The following is a 20,714-nucleotide window of genomic DNA, read 5'->3' as shown; positions in this document are numbered from 1 at the left end:
CTTATGCGCCTCGTACTGCAACCAATGCTTCTGCAATTGCTTTCTTAAAGCGAGCAACTACTTCAACACACTCTTCTTGAGTGATGATAAGCGGGCAAAGTAAACGAATTACTGTACCGTTACGGCCGCCTTTTTCAAGCAATAATTTATTGTTGAAACAAGCAGTTTGAATCGCAGCAGCTAATTGTGAATCAGCAGGATGTGAACCAATACGATCAGCTGGTTTACGCTCGTCAACGATCTCAACACCGATCATTAAACCGCGACCACGTACGTTACCGATACATGGGAATTCTTGAGCTAATTTTTTAAATTCAGCTTGTAGATAATCACCACGTTCTTGCGCATTTTGAGCAAGATTTTGTTCAGTAATCGTTTTTAATACGACAAGACCTGTACCCATAGCAAGTTGGTTACCACGGAAAGTACCAGTGTGACCAGCAGGCTGCCAAGCATCAAATTTACGTTTAATACCTAATACTGCAAGTGGTAAACCACCACCTACTGCTTTAGACATTACAACAACATCAGGTTCAATACCTGCATGTTCAAATGCAAACATTTTGCCTGAACGTGCAAAGCCAGCTTGAACTTCGTCTAAGATTAAAACGATGTTGTGCTTTTCAGTCACTTCACGGATTTTTTGCAACCATTTTACTGGAGCTGTAACTACGCCGCCTTCACCTTGAATCGCTTCAAGAATAACAGCAGCCGGTTTTGTTACACCGCTTTCAACATCTTCGATAAAGTTTTCAAAGAAGTAAGTTAAAGCGTCAACACCAGCTTCACCACCTAAACCAAGTGGGCAGCGGTATTCATGCGGATATGGCATGAATTGCACGCCTGGCATTAAACCGTTAACTGCATTTTTTGCACTTAAGTTACCAGTCATAGCAAGTGCACCATGGGTCATACCATGATAACCGCCAGAGAAACTGATCACTGAACTACGGCCAGTGTAAGTCTTAGCAAGTTTAATTGCTGCTTCAGTTGCGTCTGCACCAGCAGGACCACAGAACTGCAAGCAGTATTCTTCTTTACCACCAGGTAAATATGCTAACAATGCTTCAGTGAATGCATCTTTTAAAGGTGTGGTTAAGTCTAAAGTATGCAATGGCAAACCACTTGCCAATGTATCTTGAATACTTTGAATCACCGCAGGATGATTATGACCTAAAGCCAATGTACCTGCCCCAGCTAAACAATCAAGGTACTCTGTACCTTCAACATCAGTAACCCAGCATCCTTGTGCTTTCGCTATCGCTAACGGTAATTTACGTGGATAGCTACGAACATTTGATTCCATTTGACTTTGGCGAGTCAAATAATATTCGTTAGTAGCATTAGTGGCAGGGTTAACGGAAGTAACGCTCATATCGGATTACCATCTCTGATAGGGGTAGAAAGAAATAAGTCTGGTGACTTTTGGTCCTTTGACTCGGTGCTTTATAGAACTAGTAAAGACACTTATTTTATATCTTGTAACTAGGAGCGCGATGATACCTAATTTTACAAGAAAAAAAACGTCTTTTATGTACTTTACTCATCTAATCTTATTGAAAAAATGTATCATCCCAATAGTTAAGATGAATTATCATCATACTATGTGACAACCTAAAGAAAATATTCTTTTTTTATATTACTTTGATTTTTTAAGTTACATTGACACACTTTATTTTTAAGTATTTATTTTTAAAAGACTTTATATTTACCAAAATTTAAAAAAACTGATCTAAATATTACAAATACGCCACAAAATCTGCAAAAGTTATGCATAACTTATGTTTAACATTTCTTAATGAAAAAAATTAAATTTATATTAATTTTTAAAGGAAAAAATTATGCGTACTTTAGCTGTCTCAACCCTTCTTTTAGGTTCTCTCCTAAGCCCTTTAGTTTTTGCTCAGGATGATAATGCTTTGAACTATAATATAGTGAATGTACAAGCTGAAGCTTCTCGTCAAGTTTCTAATGATGAAATGCACGCAACTTTATATATTGAAAAAAGTAACAAGCAACCAGCCGAACTTTCAAATCAGATTAATCAATTAATGAATCAGGCACTTGCCGTTTCTCGTAAATATCCGCAAGTAAAAGTGGAAACTGGTGCTCAAAGCACTTATCCAATTTACGATAACGATAGTAATAAGCTAAAAGAATGGCGTGGCCGTGCTGAAATTCGTCTTGAAAGTAAAGACTTTAAAGCAGCAAGCCAGTTAGTCAATGAATTGCAACAAAGCTTCCAAACTCAATCGATTAATTTTACGGTTTCAGATGAGCAACGTAAAAAAGTTGAAAATGATTTGATGGTCGAAGCATCTAAAAACTTTCAACAACGTGCTCAAATGTTGACTCAAGCGTGGAATAAAAGCCAATACACGCTCGTTAACTTAAACTTAAATACCAACAACTATTTCCCTCAGCCTGTAATGAGAGCGAGTATGGCTAAGTTTGCTATGGCCGAAGCTGCACCAGCTCAAGACATGGCAGCTGGTGAATCTAAAATTACTGTGAATGCAAACGGTTCAATTCAATTTAAATAATTGCTTGAGCTAAAAAAGCCGCATGAAATATGCGGCTTTTTTTTGTGTGTGAATCAAAATATTTAACCCAAATTTTGCAAAGAATCCCAAGCAGCTTTCGCCAGAATATCTTTATAAACTTTTGGATCGGACTTTACACGTTTTGATAACCACGCACGGCAATAGTTTTCTGTAGACCCAATGACTAATGAAAGTAATAACTCATGCGGTATAGATTTTAAAAACTCAGCCTCACCATAATTTGAAATTTCGCTAAAGATCTTTTGATTTCTTAATTTATTTTTCTGAATAAGACGTTCCTGATCTTCCCCCTGCATCACACTAAAACGAGCAGATATCAAAAATTTAGCAAAGTCAGGCTGTCCACTAACCCAATCAACATAGCTATGAATAAAAGCATATAAAACCTCTTGAAGGGATTTTGTACCTTCCAAATATTCATCTCTTAATGCCGCTTGGTCATCTAAAGCTGCAAAGAATAAAGTCGCAACAATCCCTTCTTTATTTTTAAAGTGGTGATAAATAGCCCCTACACTGCTGTCAGATTTCGAACGAATCATTTCAATGCTAGTGGTTTCAATTCCATTCTCTAAGAAACAAGACAAGGCATCTAATAAAATCTGTCTTTTTAAAGCAGCCCTTCTGCCTGGATATAACCGTTCTAATAACTCTTGTGCAGATTGCATTGTTTGTTCCCTAACCAGTTATCGGAGATATTCTGAATGACTTGACTCACTTTTGTAAACAGAATTATATTCTGTTAAAGAATATAATTCTGTTTTTATTAATATGGAGCTTTAAATCATGGCAACCACTTTAGAACTTTGGAACAAAGTGTCTACTTTTCCGAAAGGAAAATGGACTTTCTCACGCATGCTATGTTTAAAAGCACCTTATTTCGGCAGTATTTCGCCGCTATTTATTGAGTTAAAACCTAATTATTGTGAAATAGCCATTAAGAAAAAACGATCTGTTCTCAATCATATTGGAACAGTTCATGCGATTGCGATGTGTAATATGGCCGAGCTTGCAGGTGGAACAATGACCGAAGTCACTGTACCTTCTACTCATCGCTGGATTCCTAAAGGTATGACTGTCGAATATTTGAAAAAAGCAGAAACAGACTTAATTGCAGTTGCAACGCCTGTAGAAAAAAATTATGACTGGGATAAAGCTGGCGAATATTTAGTAAATGTAGAAATCTATGATTCCCAGAAAGAAAAAGTCTTTCAAGCTATAATTACCATGTGGATTTCTAAAAAGAAATAATAAAAAAGCCCTGAACTGATCAGGGCTTTTCTTGATTATTTTTTAAAGGGTAAAGCATATTTAAAGATACGACCCACAACCTGTCCAAACTGTTTAGCCAGACTAGCATTGTTGTAATTTAGACCATATTTTTTACATACAGCTTCAACTTTTGGAGCCATTTGGCGATAACGGCGCGCAGGAACATCAGGATATAAATGATGCTCGATTTGATGGCTCAAATGTCCGCTTAAGATATGTAATGCTTCTGAACCTTTTAAGTTTGAAGAACCACGAATCTGGCGCATATACCAGTGACCACGGCTTTCTTCCTGTAAAACAGACTTTGGAAATACTTCTGCATCTTTTGTGAAGTGACCACAGAAAATAATCGTAAACGTCCAGATATTACGAAGACCATTCGCAACCAAGTTTCCTGTCAATACAGGTAATGCCGCTGGCCCTGCAATTAATGGGAAAAAAACGTAATCTTTGAAAAGCTGGGTACCAATCTTTTTATTTACTGGTTTCAATTCTTCCAAGAATTTAGCCATGCTCTTACGCTTGTAAAGAACGCGACCAATTTCAAGGTTCTGAATCGCTACGCCCCATTGGAACAATAAGCAAAATGGAATGCTATAAACGGGTTGAAGCAAGAAACCAGGTTTCCAACGTTGCTCTGGGAATAAACGAAGTAAACCATAACCAATATCATCATCGATACCTTTAATGTTGGTATATGTGTGATGTTTATAGTTATGCGTTTGGCGCCAGTTATCAGAAGTACCGACCGTATCCCATTCGTAGGTTTGACCATTAAATTTAGGATCGTTCATCCAGTCGTATTGGCCATGCATCACATTATGCCCAAGTTCCATGTTTTCCATAATTTTAGAAAAGCCTAATAGACCTGTTCCTAAAATCCATGCTGGTGGGAACCAACCTGCAAATAAACAAGCTCGGCCTAGAAAACTACTGTAACGAACTGCTGCATAGACACGGCGGATATATTTAGCGTCTTTTTCACCCAAATCATCCAATACTTCTTGTTTGATCTGATCAAGCTCTTTTGCAAATGCGTCAAGTTCTGCTGGCGTCAAATCTCGATTTTTAGGATTTTTAAAATATTCGACTTTCACTGGCATATTCATAAAAGTTCTCTCTTAAAGATCAATAACTAGATCAGATTGTGCTGAGTTCACACAAATTTTGAGTAATTGGCTTGGTTCGGTATTTTCACTACCATTGAGTAAGTTACGTGTAGAACCTTGAGCTTTACTACAAACGCACTTATTACAAATTCCCATACGGCAGCCATGTGTTGGCTTAAGGCCTTCATGTTCCAGACTCACCAAAATTGATTCGCCTTTTGGAATTGCAATAACCTTATTAGACTGGGTTAATGTGACATTTACATAACCAACTTCAGCCGTACTATCACGCGTTAAGCTAAAAGCTTCTGTTAATACAGTCGGTGCTTTTTCAAAAAGCTGTTCCACTGTTGAAACGAAACCAGAAGGTCCACATGCATATATGGTGCTATTTTCCAAATCGTCTACTAATGCTAAATGCTCTGCATTTAAACGTTCATCATTTGGTGTTTCTTGTGTATAAAAAACCTGATAACTAAAATTTGGGAATTGCTCTGCAACTTTTTCAAAGTATTCAACAAAAGCTGCATCAGAGCGTTGCTTTACCCAATATAAAAGCTGTACTTGAACTTTATCTAACTGCTGGCTTTGTTTAATTGCAGTGATTAAGCTCAACATTGGGGTAATACCACTACCCGCAGCTAGCATAATTAATTTCGGTGTCTTGATGTTTTGTTGCATGTCACCATAAGGCTGACCAAGCTCAAAAACATCACCAATTTGGCTTTCAGTCATAAACCAGTTACTGACAATACCATCAGCCACTTTTTTAATCGTTAAACGTAAATGTTGTTCATCAATTTGCGTCAAGCTATAAGTACGTTCATAACGACGACCAGCAATTTCAACAATGACAGGATGATGCTGACCAGCAACACCTACTTTCACTAAACGGTTACATTTTAATGTAAGACTCACCATGTCATGAGCGACAAATTCTTTTTTTACAATTTGAACAAGCCCATGTTTTACCGACCATAAAGGATTAACTTTTTGTAGCCAGAAGTTAGCCATTTCTTTATCAAAGATGGCTTGTGTCAATGAATTGAATAGAGAATTTCTCTTTTCGATTACTTGCATAGATGGACGCTCTGTCGCTCTTTTTTAATTATTATACACATGTATATATATTTGTATATACACCCGTACTTTTAATTACAATTTCACAAGTTCAGCTTCTAAGGCTATAATCCTGAGAGTTTACAAATATATTGAACAGCATGACCCAATCTTCACTTTCTCAGAACCTGAATGACACACCTCAACAACAAGATGTCATTGAAATTAAAACAGCTACGCGTTCTGTGGGAAGAAAAGCGACAATTACTAAAGAAGAACTTTTTCAGGCTGCTCTAAATCTGATTGGCCCACAAAAGAGTATTGCTTCATTAAGTTTACGTGAAGTAGCACGAGAAGCTGGCATTGCGCCAAATAGTTTCTATCGACACTTTAAAGATATTGATGAGTTAGCAATTTCTTTAATTGACCGTGCAGGTATCGTCTTACGTAAAATTATCCGACAGGCTCGCCTACGTGCTTCCTTACAAGAAAGTATTATTCGCAGTTCTGTCGATATTTTTCTTCAGCAGCTCGATGCCGATGAAGGTAATTTAAGCTTATTACTACGCGAAGGTTTTACAGGTTCTACTTCTTATAAAGCAGCGGTTGATCGTCAATTAAACTTCTTCCAGCAAGAACTACAAGAAGATTTAATTCGTCTAGAGCACTTAAATAATAACCACTTATACCACCCTGATCTTGTTGCAAAAGCAATTACGCAACTTGTGTTTCACATGGGCGCCAAAGTGATTGATCTTCCAATTCATCAACGTGCGGAAGTTGCTGAGCAAACGATGATTATGATTCGAATGATTTTAGAAGGTGCTCGGCATTTAGATGAAGCAGAAATTCGTTAAAATTGTCTGATGAATGGCTTGTTAATAAACAGGCCATTTTTACATCTAACTCCTCTATTTTCCAATAAAAATATAATTCACCGATTGAAGCGAATAGCTTGCGAGAGTATAAATAATTATTCCATTTGCTCTTTCTTCTATATTCCCAACGATCTCAGGGATCAACATGCAAAATTTGAATAATCGTCAAAGTCTGATTGCAAGCTACATTCTTATGGGCATCTTTTTGCTTTCGGTTATCCCATTACACCTATTAGCAAGTTTTTTTGCAGGCTTTCTTATTTATGAAATTATTATTAGCTTAAGCTCGGTTGTCGAACGTTATATTGATGGTCAAAGAGCCCGCATTTTTATTAGTATTTTATTAAGTATTATTACGATTTCACTAATCGCCTTTTTCTTTACAAGTTTAATTAGCTTTGTGGTTCATGATTTAAAAGGTGTAGGCATCCATAATATCAACAGCAAAGTCGATCAAACCCTGTTGCATTTACAAGCTGAAATTAGCAAATATCTTCCAGGTTATATTCCCGATAGCGTGACAGAATTAAAAGATGAAATTTTCGCGTTTATGAAAGATAACGTGACCATATTAAAAAATACCAGCTCCGATATTTTGCATAACTTCGTGACGATGGTTATGGGCCTCATTATCGGTATTTTGGTGGCTATACATGGTTTTCACCGCCGTACCCCCCAACCTGTTTTTAAATCTCTTCTGATCCAACGTATTCAGAAACTATCAATTTCATTTAAAAATGTTGTTTTTGCACAGATAAAAATTTCAGCAATTAATACGCTGCTCTTTATTTTATTTGCATTTGTTTTATTACCGCTTTGGGGAGTGCACCTTCCTTTTGCCAAAACACTTACTATTTTGACCTTCATGTTTGGACTGATTCCAATTTTAGGTAATCTTATTTCCAATACATTGACATTCATTGCCGCGCTTACTGTTTCACTCGGACTCGCAGGTGCAGCATTACTTTATCTCGTTCTTGTTCATAAACTTGAATATTTTATTAATGCTAAAATTATTGGGCATAAAATCAATGCAAATGCATGGGAGATTTTATTAGCAATGCTGGTATTTGAGTCAATTTTTGGCTTAGGTGGTTTAATCGCAGCTCCAATTTTCTATGCATATTTAAAATTAGAACTAAAAGATGCCGGTCTCATCTAATTCAAAATCGATGTATAAAAAAAAGCGCCCTCTAGGCGCTTTTTTTAGTTTGAGTTAATTACGGTTTAACCACAACTAACACCTGAATTGCTTCTGGTGTAACAGTTAAACCATCAAGCAAGCTCAAGCCTTCTTTTTGCAGCTTTTGCAAACGTTCAATTTCATCTTGACGAATACTTGGATTGAACTGTTTTAGATAAGTTAAACGGTCAATTTCATATTGCCATTTATTACCATAGTGTTCTTTTGCTTGCTGCTGAAGCTGTGGCAAATCAACTTTCGCGATATCCAACGCTTGTTTATAACGTTGCTCAATAATATCACGGCGAGCTTTAACCACCTGACGACAGCTATTGCCATCTAAGTGATGTAAATATGGTTTCAAAATTGCTGGATCAATTTTTTCAGACAAATCTTGACCAGTTTCGCTTAATAGCACACGAATTAACTGCTTAGGCAAGCTCGATGGTAAGTTTAACGCCTTAGGCGCAACTACATCGACTTTAAACCACACTTCAATTAATACTGAACCCTGCTTTAATGCATTAGATTTGAGTACAGCAACATTGGTACTACCAAATGATTGCGTACGGATCATTTCCATTACACTTTCAATGAATGGGTGCTCTAAAGTTAAATATTGAGCATCTTCACGAAGCTGAGCCTGGTCGCGATAGAAAGTAGCGGTCATGCCTTCTTCGTCTAACGCCAAACCTTGCACTTGCATTTGGTCTGTTGGACGAATAATTACCGTACCGTTACTTTGCTCATCAAAGTCAATATTGGTTGAAGACATGAAACGCTTCACAAACATTGGTAGCGTTGTATTGTCATCATAATCTTCAAGCGCCTGAACAATCTCTTGCGCCACGATAGGACGACATGAGTTATATTCAAGTAAACGATCTCGGCCCGCTTGAAGTTCAGCTTCTAAAGCTTGACGTTGAACATTCACTTCTTCAAGCAAATCTTCAAATGTTTGACCTTGGTCTGCCAGTAAACAGTCTTTTAATTCAACAATAAAATTCTCTTGCAGCGTTTGCGCTGTTGGAGAAATATTGCTGAAAATATTAAGCGCTTCATTGTACCAACGGAACATACGCTCTTGAGCTGTTCCAACAAGATATGGCACATGAATCTGAATACGGTTTTCTTGACCAATACGGTCTAGACGTCCGATACGTTGCTCTAAAACATCTGGATTAGCTGGCAGATCAAATAAAATTAGATCACTGGCAAATTGGAAATTACGGCCTTCCGAACCAATTTCTGAACACAGTAGAATTTGTGCACCATAGCTTTCTTCAGCAAAATAAGCAGCTGCTTGGTCACGTTCAAGTAAGCTCATGCCTTCATGGAACATTGCAGTACGAATGCCCGCATGCAAACGCAATACATTTTCTAGAGCTTCAACAACTGGTCCACTACGCGCAATTAAAAGCACTTTTTTATGCTTGAGATCTTTGCGCAGAATTTCCATTACCCATAGCACACGTGGGTCATTTTGCATCCATGAACCATCAAGTTGTGCTTCTTCTGGCCACATTTGCTCACGCAGTTTCCCATCTTTTGACCAATCTTCTGGTGCTGGTAATGGTGCTGGCTGACAATCACGCCCTGGGAAGCCTTGAATTGCTTCACGCGTATTACGGAATAAAATACGACCTGTACCGTGACGGTCTAATAATTCGTGAATTGCTCTAAAGCGTTGGTCAGGTTGGTCTTCAATACTGTGACCTAATAAGCCTTCTAAAGCAGATAAATGCTCTGGAGCTAAAGGCTGATCAGACATGAGTACTTCAGCAATTTTTGCAGTCTGCTGGTATTGAGTTTCTTCATCTAAGAAGCGCTCTAAACTACTAAAACGCTGCGGATCAAGTAAACGTAAACGTGCGAAATGACTTTCCACACCAAGCTGTTCAGGTGTTGCTGTAAGCAATAACACCCCAGCGGTATTTTCAGCAAGCTCTTCAATTAAATCGTAGCGATCATTACCGCCTTCTTCTTCGCTCCACATCAAATGATGTGCTTCATCGACCACGAGCAAATCGAAGCCAGCTTCTATGGCTTGCTCACGTAAATCATCATGGTCAACCATTAAGTCAACGCTGGCAATAATGCATTGCTCAGTCAAGAACGGGTTAAGTTCTGGATCATGTTCTTTAATAGATGCTGTACGTGTTAAATCAAACAGAGAGAATTGCAAGTTAAAACGACGGCGCATTTCAATCATCCACTGATACTGTAAAGAATCAGGGACTAAAATAAGAATTCGTTCTGAGCGACCGGTTTTAAGCTGTTGGTGGATAATTAACCCAGCTTCAATTGTTTTACCCAAGCCCACTTCATCGGCAAGTAAAACACGAGGTGCAAAACGTTTACCAACTTCGTGTGCGATATAAAGCTGATGTGGAATTAAACCAACACGCGCACCCACCATCCCACGTAGAGGGCTATTCTGCATTTGTGCTTGCATAAGCATCGCTTCAATACGCAGGTCATACCACTCTTTATAGTCGACCTGACTTGCAAGCAAACGATCTAAAGGCTTCGACAACTGAATTTGCGCACCAATACGTGTTTCATTCAGCGCTTTACGATCTTGTTCGCCATTTTCTAAGGTACGAACAACGTTGTAACGCAAAACACCATGTCGGTCTTCAACAGACTCAACAATCCACTTCTTGCCTTCTTGATCTTGAACTTCATCATTGGTGTTAAAGATGATACGAGATAGTGGAGCATTATTACGTGCATAGACACGTGTCTCATCACTTTTGGGGAATAAAATGCTGACAGATCTTTCATCTACATCAATAAGCACACCTAAACCGAGTTCAGTTTCTGTGTCTGATAGCCAACGTTGACCAATAGCATACTGCTGCAATTTTTCCACCTTTCTCTCAAGTTCGCACTACATATTGTACGATGCAAATTAGCTTATTTTTGCATCTTTTTATGTAGTCTTTAAAGCAAAATTTTGAAGCAAAAACCAATTAAATGACTTTGCTACAAAAAATCACGCATTAAAATTTTTACATTAAAACGGTACGGGACAGTCAAAAGTTAATGTTTCTGCTGTGACAGGATGATTAAAACTTAACTGTTTGGCATGCAAACATAAACGCGGAACAAGTTGTTGCTCCGGCGTTGCATACAGCGTGTCACCTACAATTGGATGCCCAAGATATTGCATATGTACACGGAGTTGATGGGATCGGCCCGTAATTGGTGTTAATTTCACACGAGTTACAGGCTGTCCCTGAATCTGAAAATGTTCTACTGCCTGCCAATGTGTTAAAGCAGGTTTGTTGTGAGAAGCGTCGACAATATGTAAAGGTGGTCGGCTTGGATCATAGATGACAGGAATATCTACAGTCCCCTCACCCTCTAAATGACCTGCGACAAGCGCTTCATATATTTTTGAAGTCTGACGATCTTGAAATTGACGCGCAATCGCACTTTGACCGCGCTTTGATAAACCAAATACTAAAATACCTGAAGTATCTCGGTCTAGACGATGAATGAGCAAAGTTTTAGGTTCAATCGCAACCAACCTTGTCAAAACGCTATCATGTAAATCACCTTTACCAGGAACACTCAAGATGTCCGAAGGTTTATGAATCACCATAAAATCATCATCACGATAGATCAGATGTTCACTTAGAAAATCACTCAAAGTTGTATTCCCAAGGCAAGATGAAAAACAAGCGGGCAATAATAAAAAGCTTACGTCCGAATTACAATGCCGTTCGGGTAAATTAACAGCATAATTTGCAAATATTATGGATCACTTGGAGTCTATAGTTAATCAAGGCTTCAATAACTGCATAATATGCTGCAATGTCGGTGCTTGCATTAACTCTTCAACGCTCAAGCTCGCACCATTCGCATGCCACACTTCGACCAGATAATTCACAGCAGACTGATCTAAACCGTAGTTTCGTAAATCAATTTCAGGATGAATCTCCATGGGGTGTCGCCCCACCTGCTCAGCAATTGCCAATAAGATTCCTTTATCCGACAGAATATATTCAGACGGGGCACTTAAAGACCATAAGCGTATTAAGCTCTGCGTATTTAAGTGTTTTATATGGTCAAAACTGATCTTTTCAACCCATTGAATGTGCTGCTCTAGATTAGCCGCCAAGATCGCATCATTTACAATAGCTACATAATCGGTAATAGATAAAACAAGCTGCATGACTTGTTTAAACAGAGGTGATAAATCACCAGCCATCACAACTTGGGCTTTAGCATTTGACGACAGTCGCTGCCCCAACTGCAACATGGTTTGTTGAAGCTGAGATGCATCAATAAAAATAACTGGAATTTCGAGTGCCTGTGCTCTTTTACTTAGCAATTCTAAATGATCGGCTAATGGCTGGTGCGCCCAGTCAGGTGATTTCTCAAGTTCATTTAGCCCAACCATGAGCAAAATACTTTGTGTAGATTCAATAGGCCAATTTGAAGTATTTGCTGCTAATTGGATTTTTCGAGGTAAGGGATAAAACATTGTTCTCAACAAGTAAAAAATAGCTCAAATTAAAAAGCCCGTTTAACACGGGCTTTTTTGCTTACTTCATTTCAGCGAAAGTTTCTTTGGCAGCCTGAATCGTATATTCGATATCTTCATCAGAGTGAGCAGATGAAATAAAGCCTGCTTCAAATGCTGAAGGTGCCAAGTTTACCCCACGCTTTAACATACCGTGGAAGAACTTTTTGAAAGCTTCAATATCACATGCCAACATTGAGTCAAAGCTTGTAATGTCTTCTTGGTCTGTAAAGTAAAGACCAAACATTGCACCAGCTTGCTGAGTTTTAAATGGAATACCTGCTTCATTAGCTGCGGCTTGTAAGCCCGCAAGTAACTTTTCAAGTTGAGCAGATAAATTACTGTAAAAGTCTGGTTGGCGAAGATGTTTAAACATCTCGATACCCGCACGCATAGCAAGAGGGTTTCCAGACAATGTACCTGCTTGGTATACGCCACCTAAAGGTGCGATACATTCCATGATTTCACGCTTACCACCAAATGCACCAACAGGTAAGCCCGCACCAATAATTTTGCCTAAAGTTGTTAAATCTGGCTTAACATTATAAACCGATTGAGCACCACCTAAAGCAACACGGAAACCTGTCATCACTTCATCAATAATGAATACAGATTTATATTCATCACACACATCACGAATAGCTTGTAAGAAACCGTCGATTGGTTTCACCATGTTCATGTTACCTGCAACAGGTTCAATAATAACGCCAGCAATTTCATGACCAAATTTGGCAAAACACTCTTTTAATGCGGCAATATCGTTGTATGGAAGCGTTAAAGTGTGTTTAGCAAAGTCAACTGGAACACCTTTTGAAGTTGGTTCACCTTCACCTAAAGTGAGTAAGCCCGAACCTGCTTTTACTAACAGTGAGTCAGAATGCCCATGGTAGCAACCTTCAAACTTCACAATTTTGTCACGGCCAGTATAACCACGCGCTAAACGAATAGCGGTCATGGTCGCTTCTGTACCAGAGTTAGTCATACGTACCAATTCAATTGATGGCATGATTTCACAGATAATATCTGCCAGTGTTGTTTCGTGTACGGTTGGAGCACCAAAACTTAAGCCATCTTCTGCTGCTGTTTGTACAGCCTTAATAATCTCTGGATGAGCATGACCCAAAATCATTGGTCCCCAAGAACCAACATAGTCAACATAACGCTTACCATCTACATCCCATAAATAAGCACCTTTTGCTTTCTCGATGAAAACAGGTGTTCCTCCAACGCCATTAAAGGCACGTACCGGAGAGTTCACACCACCTGGAATGTGTTTGCTGGCTTGTTTAAATAACTGTTCTTGCTTTGGAGATAAACTCATGGAAATGCTCGTCTTAAATATCTAAAAAATAATTTTGAAAGCTTAAGAAAATAGTTGTGCCCACGCCTGTACACGGGCAGGAATTTCAGCAGTTGATCGGCCTAATATATCACTAATGACTGCACACAGGTCAGCCCCAGCCTCAATCACAGGTTGTGAGTTTTCAACCGTTAAACCACCAATCGCACAAATTGGTAAATCATATTGGGCTGCTGCCTGCTTAATCACTTCAATACCCACATTACCTGCTTCTGGTTTTGTAGAAGTCGCATAGACCGCACCAAATGCAATATAAGTCGCGCCATCTGCAATTGCTTTTTGGGCGAGTTCTAATGAGTTTAGACAAGTACGACCAATAATGACACCTTCAAGTAACTGCGATTTTGCGTCGGTAATTTCGCCGTCACTTTGCCCTAAATGCACACCTAATCCAAATTGAGCGGCCAGTTTTAGGTCATCATTAATTACAAATGGAACTTGATATTTTTCACACAATAGTTTGATTTGTTCGACTTCTGCGGGTTGGTCGACTTTTTCTACTTTCTTACGGCGGTACTGTAAAATTGCGACCTGACGAGTTGCGAGTGCGGCGTCTAGTTTTTCTAATAATAATTGGATTGGGTCATCATTGGTAATGAGATATAAACCGCGCATACTCTACTCTCGCTTTAAAAAACTTCGCTAGTATAACGGATTTATAGGACATCATAAGTACCGATTGATATAGGCTTACCAGTACCAATCGGTATGTTAAGAATAGAAAGTAAAATTAACTTGGTATTTTGTCATGCTTGCGATCAGTCAAACTCAAACGACCACGTGCAACATCAGACAACATTCGCCAATCAGAAATAAAGCTATAGAAAGGTTGTTTAAAACTGGCAGGCTTATTTTTTTCAAACACAAAATGTCCAACCCAAGCATTTGCGTAACCCGCTACCAAACCATAGATCACATATTTGGCCTGTCTCTTACGAATTGCTTTTGAAAAAAAGTATATACCAATACTACTACCCACCACATGTAAGCGTCTGCTCATGATGTTACGGTGTTCGGTTAAATAAAAACGATAAAATTCCTGATAGTTTTTAATCGGCAATTCAAACTCTGGCTGAGCTTCATGGCTAAAGTTTACTGGTGCATTCACGATCATCTTCCTGATTTTTATTTGATCAAAACGTCACCTGATTGTACACCTAAATAAAAGCCTAGCGTCATATGTTTGATTGTAACTTTCTCTATCAAAAGCATTACTTTTAGGACTAAGCTATTATACTTATTCAAGATAGTTTAAATACCTGATTCAGGGAGATATATTATGGTCGAAGTCGAACTAAAGTTTCAGTTACCTGAATCGAAGAAAAAAACTGTCCAGCAATACTTAAAAAAACATAAAGCGAAATATATTCACTTACAGGCAAAATATTACGATACCCCTGATCGATTACTCGCAAAAAATGGCATGGCCCTACGTTTACGTAAAGAAGATGATCAATGGGTACAAACATTTAAAGCCGCAGGTCAAAGCCACCTGCACCGTGTTGAAGAAGAAATTCATTTAGGTGCGTGTGACCAAGAACCTGACTTAAACCTTGAGTTATATCAAGATAATAAAGTCGTAACTGATTTAATCAATGCGGTTTTAGGAACGCAAGCTGAAAAACTAAGTTTGCAGTTTGAGACCGATGTACAGCGCACCTATCATGTGTTTGAAGCAGATAATACAGCTATTGAAGTTTGTTTAGATGACGGCGTCGTAAAAACTGCAGATACACAAAGTATAATTTGTGAAGTCGAATTTGAACTTAAGCAAGGCGCAGTAAAAACGCTAATTCAATTTGCACAGCAATGGATTAATCGTTATGCCCTTTGGCTTGATGTCAGAAGTAAAGCCGAGCGTGGGAATTTATTAGCACTGGGGCAAGCAGCCTCACCCGCTGTACATGCCAAAGCGCTGACATTAAATAAAGATATTACTGCTGAACAGGCTCTAAAAAAGATTATCGAAAACTGTTTAGGACAATTCTTACCCAATATGGCTGTAATTGCCGATGGAGTTGCCGAACCTGAGCATATTCATCAGGCACGTGTAAGTTTACGTCGTTTACGCAGTGCACTAAAACACTTCTCTGGCTGGTCAAGCGAGCTAAACCCTGTTTGGGAAGAACAAATTGCCGAGCTTTTCCGTAAGCTTGGAGACACTCGTGATGAAGATGCTATCCGTACCGAGGTGTTACCTGTCATTCAACAACATGGCTCACCAGAACTTTTACTACCTGTTTCAGTTCAGCCCTCAAAAGAACTCTCAACAATCTTTACCTCTGCGGACACGATTAAGCTATTACTCGATTTATTAGCATTTGCGTATTCAGAAGAAGATTCAAAGAACAAAACAGGTGGATTAAAAAAACATATTAAAAAGAGTTTAGATAAATTACATCATAAAGTGATTAGCAATGCTGAACACTTCTCTGAGCTTGAAGTTTCTGAACAGCACAAAATACGAAAGACAGCTAAGCAGTTACGTTATTGTGTTGAGTTTATTTCAAGTCTTTATCCTGACAAGAAAGTACAGCAATATTTAAAACATCTACAACCTGTACAAAACACCTTAGGTCAATATAACGACTTATTTATTGCGGAAGGTATTTTCAATAAAGTTGTCGAAAATGACTCATCTTTCTGGTTTGCCTTAGGCTGGGTAAAAGCCAAACAACCGCACCTACAAAAGCGCTCAGCAAAAGCTTTACAAACTTTTAGCCAAGCTGAAACTTTCTGGTAATTTATAAAAAGTCGCTGTAAACAGGCAGCGACTTTTTATCGGTATTTACCAAATACTTTCCACACACCGTTATCTGCTAACGGGTCATTATAGCTATCACTACGTTGCTTTCTTGGCTTATCACGGGCATCGACCAATTTAAAATGTGGTTCTACCCCTAACACAATACCATTGGTATAAAACCGTGAACGGGTATATTCACTTTGTCCATGTTGAAATACATACGTTCTTAAATCGATAAATTCACGGTGAGCAACTAGAGCCGCGGTATCATCGCTCTGCAACCATTCTTGCATTGTAAAAATCTGATCAGTTTCGAACTGCCCGCATTTTTCAATAAGACTTGCCACACCACGGAAAGTTTTCGATTCTTTTGCGCGTGTTTTATTAATCCGAATTCGATCTACATGAAAAAAGAATAGCGGTAAATTTAAATGACTTGGCAAATGAATGGCATCTGGTAATTCATCTTCCATAAATGGCTGAAAAAGTTCTTGTGCCCTTTCAATTAGGTCCTGCCATTGGTGATAATAATTTTCGACTTCTTCTTGCAAGCCATAATAAATTGGCAATCCTTCAACATGTTCTAAATATTGAGGTGGGAAAACATGCTGGCGTAATAAAGCAATATCTGTTTTTAAACTTTGAATAGCAATCGCATCTTGCATATTAGACTCTCCAACCAATACTTAGGCTATTTACAGACTAAGTCAAAGGTTTTGTTTCCGCAAGCGTTTGCCTATAATAAGCAGCTCTATTTTTGCGGGAATAAGTCATGTCTCAAAAGATTAATGCAACAGATATTACTGAAGAAGAAGCGTTAAATGCGGTTTTCTTTGAGCGTGCGGATGAATTCATTAAACAAGCCAATGATTTTTGTCGCCCGCCAAAAGGTGAAAAGCCAGATCCAGCCGAACTGCGTGGTCAAGTAAGCGCAGCAATGTTGTTTGCTAGTGCCCGTTTTAACACGTGGGTAGCAGCAAATAATTTTAAAGATGGCGAAGAAATGCGCGCTGCTAAAGATCAAGTGATGTCTTATCTTGTGCAACAATTTCAAATGATGCTTGAAGATAATTTTGATGAGTACTGTGAACAGTTCGAAAATTATTTACGTTTCCGTAAAAATGAAGATTTTCATGCGCATAAACATGATCATTAAGATGATTTAAACATCCAAATAAAAAGCCACAATTTAGTGGCTTTTTATTTGCGATAAGACTTTATTTTTTTGCTGCCTGACCATATTGATCAGCCATCACCTCAACTAAATGTTCAGGTTTAATATACTTTTTAATTACTGCATTTACGTCTGCAACAGTCAGTTTAGTCAAGTTTTGATCATGTCGAATACGGTCTTGTAATGTTTTATCTGTTTCAAGCTGTAGATTTAACATCCCATGAATATTACGTTCATCTTCTAATGCCGTAACGCGTTTCTTCATGATATCTGCTTTAGCAGCTTCAAGCTCTTGCTCAGTCACACCATTTTTCAACAAGTCATTCAACACTTTATGTATTGATGCAGACACTTGTGCTGAGCGACCAGAAGTATAATTTGCACTAATACTTAAGGCCCCTACATTCGTATCACGGTCAAGTTGCAGCCCACTTCCAAAACCATAGACTAGCGCATTTTTCTCACGAAGCTCTTGAGCCAAACGTGATGAAATTTGAGACTCACCTAAAATATAGTTAAGTAAAATTAATGCAGATGCATCTGGATGGTTTTTCCCAACTGGAATTGAAAGCACACTTTGGTAACTACCAAATTCGCGCTGCTCAGATAAAACATGAACTTGCTGAGCTGGAAAATCAACATGATTAATCAAGATTTTTTGATAAGGCTGTTTACCATTCCAACGACCAAATTCCTGATTAAGTAATTTCTGCATTTTTTTCGCATCAAATTTACCTGTAATAGCAATTTGAGCATGGTTCATTGCAAAGAAACGCTCATACAACTCTTTCACTTGCTCTTGAGTTGCATTTTTCAATTGCTGTTTTGCCAGTTCAGGTTCAAAGTGATAACGCAAATCACCCGGTTGATATTCTTCGAGTAAACGTGAAAGTGTTAAGCCCGCTACTACATCTGGCTCGGTATAAGGACGATCAAGACTTGATAAACTTTGCGATTTAATTAAATCAAATTGAGATTGCTCAAATTTTGGATTTTTCATCACATCAAGAACAAACTCGAAAAACTCATCAAATTTTTCTGATTTAGACTGAATATTAATAGTCATGCCATTGCCGTCAGCACTTGCATAAGCCGCGCCGCCCGCATCAATCGATTTATCGGCAATATCTTGCAAACTGTATTTATCAGAACCACGAAGCAATAAGTATGAAGTTAAATCAACGACCGTACCTTTATTAAATAAAGATTTTTCTGTTCCGAAGTCCATCGTAATCGTTGCATAAGTACGATCATCACGTGTTTCAACTGGGAATAAAGCGTACTTCATTCCATTTTTCAGTTTTCCACGGATAATCTTTTTCTCATTACTTTCAACATATTGCTTAGAAGTTTTTAAAAACTCCGCGACTTCTTGTTGATACACCTTTGGATCTTTTAAAGGCTCTGCCTTTGCTTCTACCTGATCTAGAGTTTTAGGTGCGTCTTTTGCATTTTGCTGTTGAGCTTTTTTCTGATCTTCAGGTGTTGGTAAAATATCACCGTCAATACGATGCTCTGCAACAAGGAATTGTTTTAAAGTTTGATTCACTTGGTCTAACTTAACGTTTTCTACTGAATCTAAATCTTTAAAATATTGATCCCACTGACCGCCAGCGACAGTGTAATCACTTAAACGTGACCCAAGTGCTACCGCATCTTTAGTAATTAAATCACCTTGAGTTTTCATTAAACTCTTAACACGATTTAATTCAACCTCAGTAAAAGGCTTTCCTTTCTCGATACCCGCTAGCAGAGAGCTTTCAACTTTTTTAGGGTCATTACTTGGTGAATAAATGGCACCCAAAAACACCACATTAAAATCTTGGTCTAACCACGTACTTGCATCAACATTTGTGGTAATGCCTGTTTCAACCATATTCTGGTATAGATGACCACTTGGCTGCATGGTATATAACAAAGGTGCTAAAGCGAGTGTTGGCTGAATTTTGGTATTTTTACCATTCATATAGATATGGAATTTAGCGAGATCGCTCCCCTTTTTCACGACAAACTGACGATTTTTTATTTTTGTAGAGTCGAGCACAGGAATCTGTACAGGCTTAGGAACATCACGCGCCGCAATTGGGCTAAAGTATTGATCAATGGTTTTTAAGACATCTGTCTTATCGAACTTACCTGAAATCACCATGACTGCATTATTAGGTGCATACCAGCTACGATAGAACTGATTCAATTCAGGCATTTTAATAGATTTAAGCTCAGGTAAATCGCCAATCGGTAAACGACCTAAATATTGGTTACCATAAGCTGACTTCCACATTTGATCCATCAGGACAGCAAAAGGCTGATCCATACGGACTTCACGTTCGCGTTTTACGATTTCGATTTCAGAAGGAACAAATTTTTCTTGTAGAACTAATTTATCCATACGTTCCGATTCAAGATATAACACTTCATTGAGTGCAGTCTTTTCCGGGCGAACGATATTGGTATATTTGGTCGAGTAATAATCTGTGCTGGCGTTCGTCATCAATGTATATTGATCTAGACGACGCTGGAATTCTTCCCCTTTAACATTTTTTGTCCCCTTAAAAGCCAAGTGCTCAAGCAAATGAGCTAAACCACTTTTACCTTGCGGGTCATTTAATGAACCAGTTAAATAAATGGTATTAATAAAGATTTTATTTTCTTTGTCGTTCGGCGCAAGTACAACCCGAAAACCATTATCTAATTTATATTCCTCAATATTTTGCTTGCTTTTTACTAGTGTAGTTTGTGCAAAAGACGCAGCACTTAAACCAAGAATACATAGGGAGAGAGTCAGTTGTTTAAACTGCATAAACATATAAATACCAATTAATTTGAATAATAAAAAAT

At 38.3% G+C, this 20,714-nt stretch carries 18 protein-coding genes; 6 read left to right on the top strand and 12 right to left on the bottom strand.

Annotated features, from left to right (window positions below):
* Position 1: 1 nt before the first annotated feature.
* Positions 2 to 1,375 (bottom strand): diaminobutyrate--2-oxoglutarate transaminase, encoded by a 1,374-nt coding sequence (locus QLG01_RS17030; protein ID WP_004790853.1) that lies wholly within the window; start codon positions 1,373 to 1,375, stop codon positions 2 to 4.
* A gap of 466 nt (positions 1,376 to 1,841) precedes the next feature.
* On the opposite strand from QLG01_RS17030, the gene QLG01_RS17025 reads away from it, so the two are divergent.
* Entirely contained in the window at positions 1,842 to 2,543 is a 702-nt protein-coding gene (locus tag QLG01_RS17025; protein ID WP_151766895.1) for an SIMPL domain-containing protein, read from the top strand.
* 62 nt (positions 2,544 to 2,605) lie between these two features.
* On the opposite strand, the gene QLG01_RS17020 is transcribed toward QLG01_RS17025, so the two are convergent.
* Entirely contained in the window at positions 2,606 to 3,229 is a 624-nt protein-coding gene (locus QLG01_RS17020) for a TetR/AcrR family transcriptional regulator (protein ID WP_282496990.1), read from the bottom strand.
* A 118-nt stretch (positions 3,230 to 3,347) separates the two neighbouring features.
* Between QLG01_RS17020 and QLG01_RS17015 the strand changes: the two genes are divergently transcribed.
* Positions 3,348 to 3,812 carry a hotdog fold domain-containing protein gene (locus QLG01_RS17015; RefSeq protein WP_250375316.1) on the top strand — a complete coding sequence of 155 codons (465 nt, stop codon included), beginning with the start codon at positions 3,348 to 3,350 and terminating at the stop codon, positions 3,810 to 3,812.
* Positions 3,813 to 3,847: 35 nt separating this feature from the next.
* On the opposite strand, the gene QLG01_RS17010 is transcribed toward QLG01_RS17015, so the two are convergent.
* Positions 3,848 to 4,942, bottom strand: coding sequence for an acyl-CoA desaturase (locus QLG01_RS17010; RefSeq protein WP_004790847.1), 1,095 nt, complete (start codon positions 4,940 to 4,942; stop codon positions 3,848 to 3,850).
* A 12-nt stretch (positions 4,943 to 4,954) separates the two neighbouring features.
* A complete protein-coding gene (locus QLG01_RS17005; protein WP_151822887.1) occupies positions 4,955 to 6,022 on the bottom strand; it encodes a ferredoxin reductase in 1,068 nt (355 codons plus the stop codon).
* Positions 6,023 to 6,162: 140 nt separating this feature from the next.
* Between QLG01_RS17005 and fabR the strand changes: the two genes are divergently transcribed.
* Positions 6,163 to 6,858: an HTH-type transcriptional repressor FabR gene (gene fabR, locus QLG01_RS17000; protein WP_107882831.1), complete on the top strand. Its 696-nt coding sequence runs from the start codon at positions 6,163 to 6,165 to the stop codon at positions 6,856 to 6,858.
* 166 nt (positions 6,859 to 7,024) lie between these two features.
* A complete protein-coding gene (locus QLG01_RS16995) occupies positions 7,025 to 8,041 on the top strand; it encodes an AI-2E family transporter (RefSeq protein ID WP_004790840.1) in 1,017 nt (338 codons plus the stop codon).
* A 58-nt stretch (positions 8,042 to 8,099) separates the two neighbouring features.
* On the opposite strand, the gene rapA is transcribed toward QLG01_RS16995, so the two are convergent.
* The 6 genes from rapA to QLG01_RS16965 all read right to left on the bottom strand — a co-directional run bounded on the left by rapA (position 8,100) and on the right by QLG01_RS16965 (position 15,070).
* Positions 8,100 to 10,937, bottom strand: coding sequence for an RNA polymerase-associated protein RapA (rapA, locus tag QLG01_RS16990; protein ID WP_013197132.1), 2,838 nt, complete (start codon positions 10,935 to 10,937; stop codon positions 8,100 to 8,102).
* Positions 10,938 to 11,081: 144 nt separating this feature from the next.
* Entirely contained in the window at positions 11,082 to 11,720 is a 639-nt protein-coding gene (locus QLG01_RS16985; protein ID WP_111854438.1) for an RluA family pseudouridine synthase, read from the bottom strand.
* 132 nt (positions 11,721 to 11,852) lie between these two features.
* The gene (locus tag QLG01_RS16980) at positions 11,853 to 12,557 is read right to left on the bottom strand and encodes an acyl carrier protein (protein ID WP_282496989.1); all 705 of its coding nucleotides are present in this window, start codon (positions 12,555 to 12,557) and stop codon (positions 11,853 to 11,855) included.
* A 61-nt stretch (positions 12,558 to 12,618) separates the two neighbouring features.
* Positions 12,619 to 13,917 (bottom strand): glutamate-1-semialdehyde 2,1-aminomutase, encoded by a 1,299-nt coding sequence (gene hemL, locus QLG01_RS16975; RefSeq protein ID WP_013197129.1) that lies wholly within the window; start codon positions 13,915 to 13,917, stop codon positions 12,619 to 12,621.
* A gap of 42 nt (positions 13,918 to 13,959) precedes the next feature.
* Complete coding sequence (gene thiE, locus QLG01_RS16970; RefSeq protein WP_282496988.1) at positions 13,960 to 14,571, bottom strand: thiamine phosphate synthase; 612 nt, start codon at positions 14,569 to 14,571, stop codon at positions 13,960 to 13,962.
* Between the two features lie 115 nt (positions 14,572 to 14,686).
* Positions 14,687 to 15,070 (bottom strand): DUF962 domain-containing protein, encoded by a 384-nt coding sequence (locus tag QLG01_RS16965; RefSeq protein ID WP_282496987.1) that lies wholly within the window; start codon positions 15,068 to 15,070, stop codon positions 14,687 to 14,689.
* A 165-nt stretch (positions 15,071 to 15,235) separates the two neighbouring features.
* Here QLG01_RS16965 and QLG01_RS19055 point away from each other — a divergent pair, with 165 nt between their 5' ends.
* On the top strand, positions 15,236 to 16,699 hold the full coding sequence (locus QLG01_RS19055) for a CHAD domain-containing protein (RefSeq protein ID WP_348994507.1): 1,464 nt from the start codon (positions 15,236 to 15,238) through the stop codon (positions 16,697 to 16,699).
* Between the two features lie 35 nt (positions 16,700 to 16,734).
* Here the strand turns inward: QLG01_RS19055 and QLG01_RS16945 are convergent, their stop codons facing one another.
* Complete coding sequence (locus QLG01_RS16945; protein WP_005307359.1) at positions 16,735 to 17,367, bottom strand: hypothetical protein; 633 nt, start codon at positions 17,365 to 17,367, stop codon at positions 16,735 to 16,737.
* A gap of 107 nt (positions 17,368 to 17,474) precedes the next feature.
* Here QLG01_RS16945 and QLG01_RS16940 point away from each other — a divergent pair, with 107 nt between their 5' ends.
* Positions 17,475 to 17,858 carry a DUF3144 domain-containing protein gene (locus QLG01_RS16940; RefSeq protein WP_004790823.1) on the top strand — a complete coding sequence of 128 codons (384 nt, stop codon included), beginning with the start codon at positions 17,475 to 17,477 and terminating at the stop codon, positions 17,856 to 17,858.
* Between the two features lie 61 nt (positions 17,859 to 17,919).
* Here the strand turns inward: QLG01_RS16940 and QLG01_RS16935 are convergent, their stop codons facing one another.
* Positions 17,920 to 20,682 carry a pitrilysin family protein gene (locus QLG01_RS16935; RefSeq protein ID WP_192455004.1) on the bottom strand — a complete coding sequence of 921 codons (2,763 nt, stop codon included), beginning with the start codon at positions 20,680 to 20,682 and terminating at the stop codon, positions 17,920 to 17,922.
* Between the last annotated feature and the right edge of the window lie 32 nt (positions 20,683 to 20,714).

It is taken from the genome of Acinetobacter sp. V89_4, assembly GCF_029967875.1.
In the GTDB taxonomy this organism is placed as follows: domain Bacteria; phylum Pseudomonadota; class Gammaproteobacteria; order Pseudomonadales; family Moraxellaceae; genus Acinetobacter; species Acinetobacter oleivorans.
Note: the sequence above shows the minus strand (reverse complement) of the source record. Positions and strands in the feature narration are given on the sequence as shown.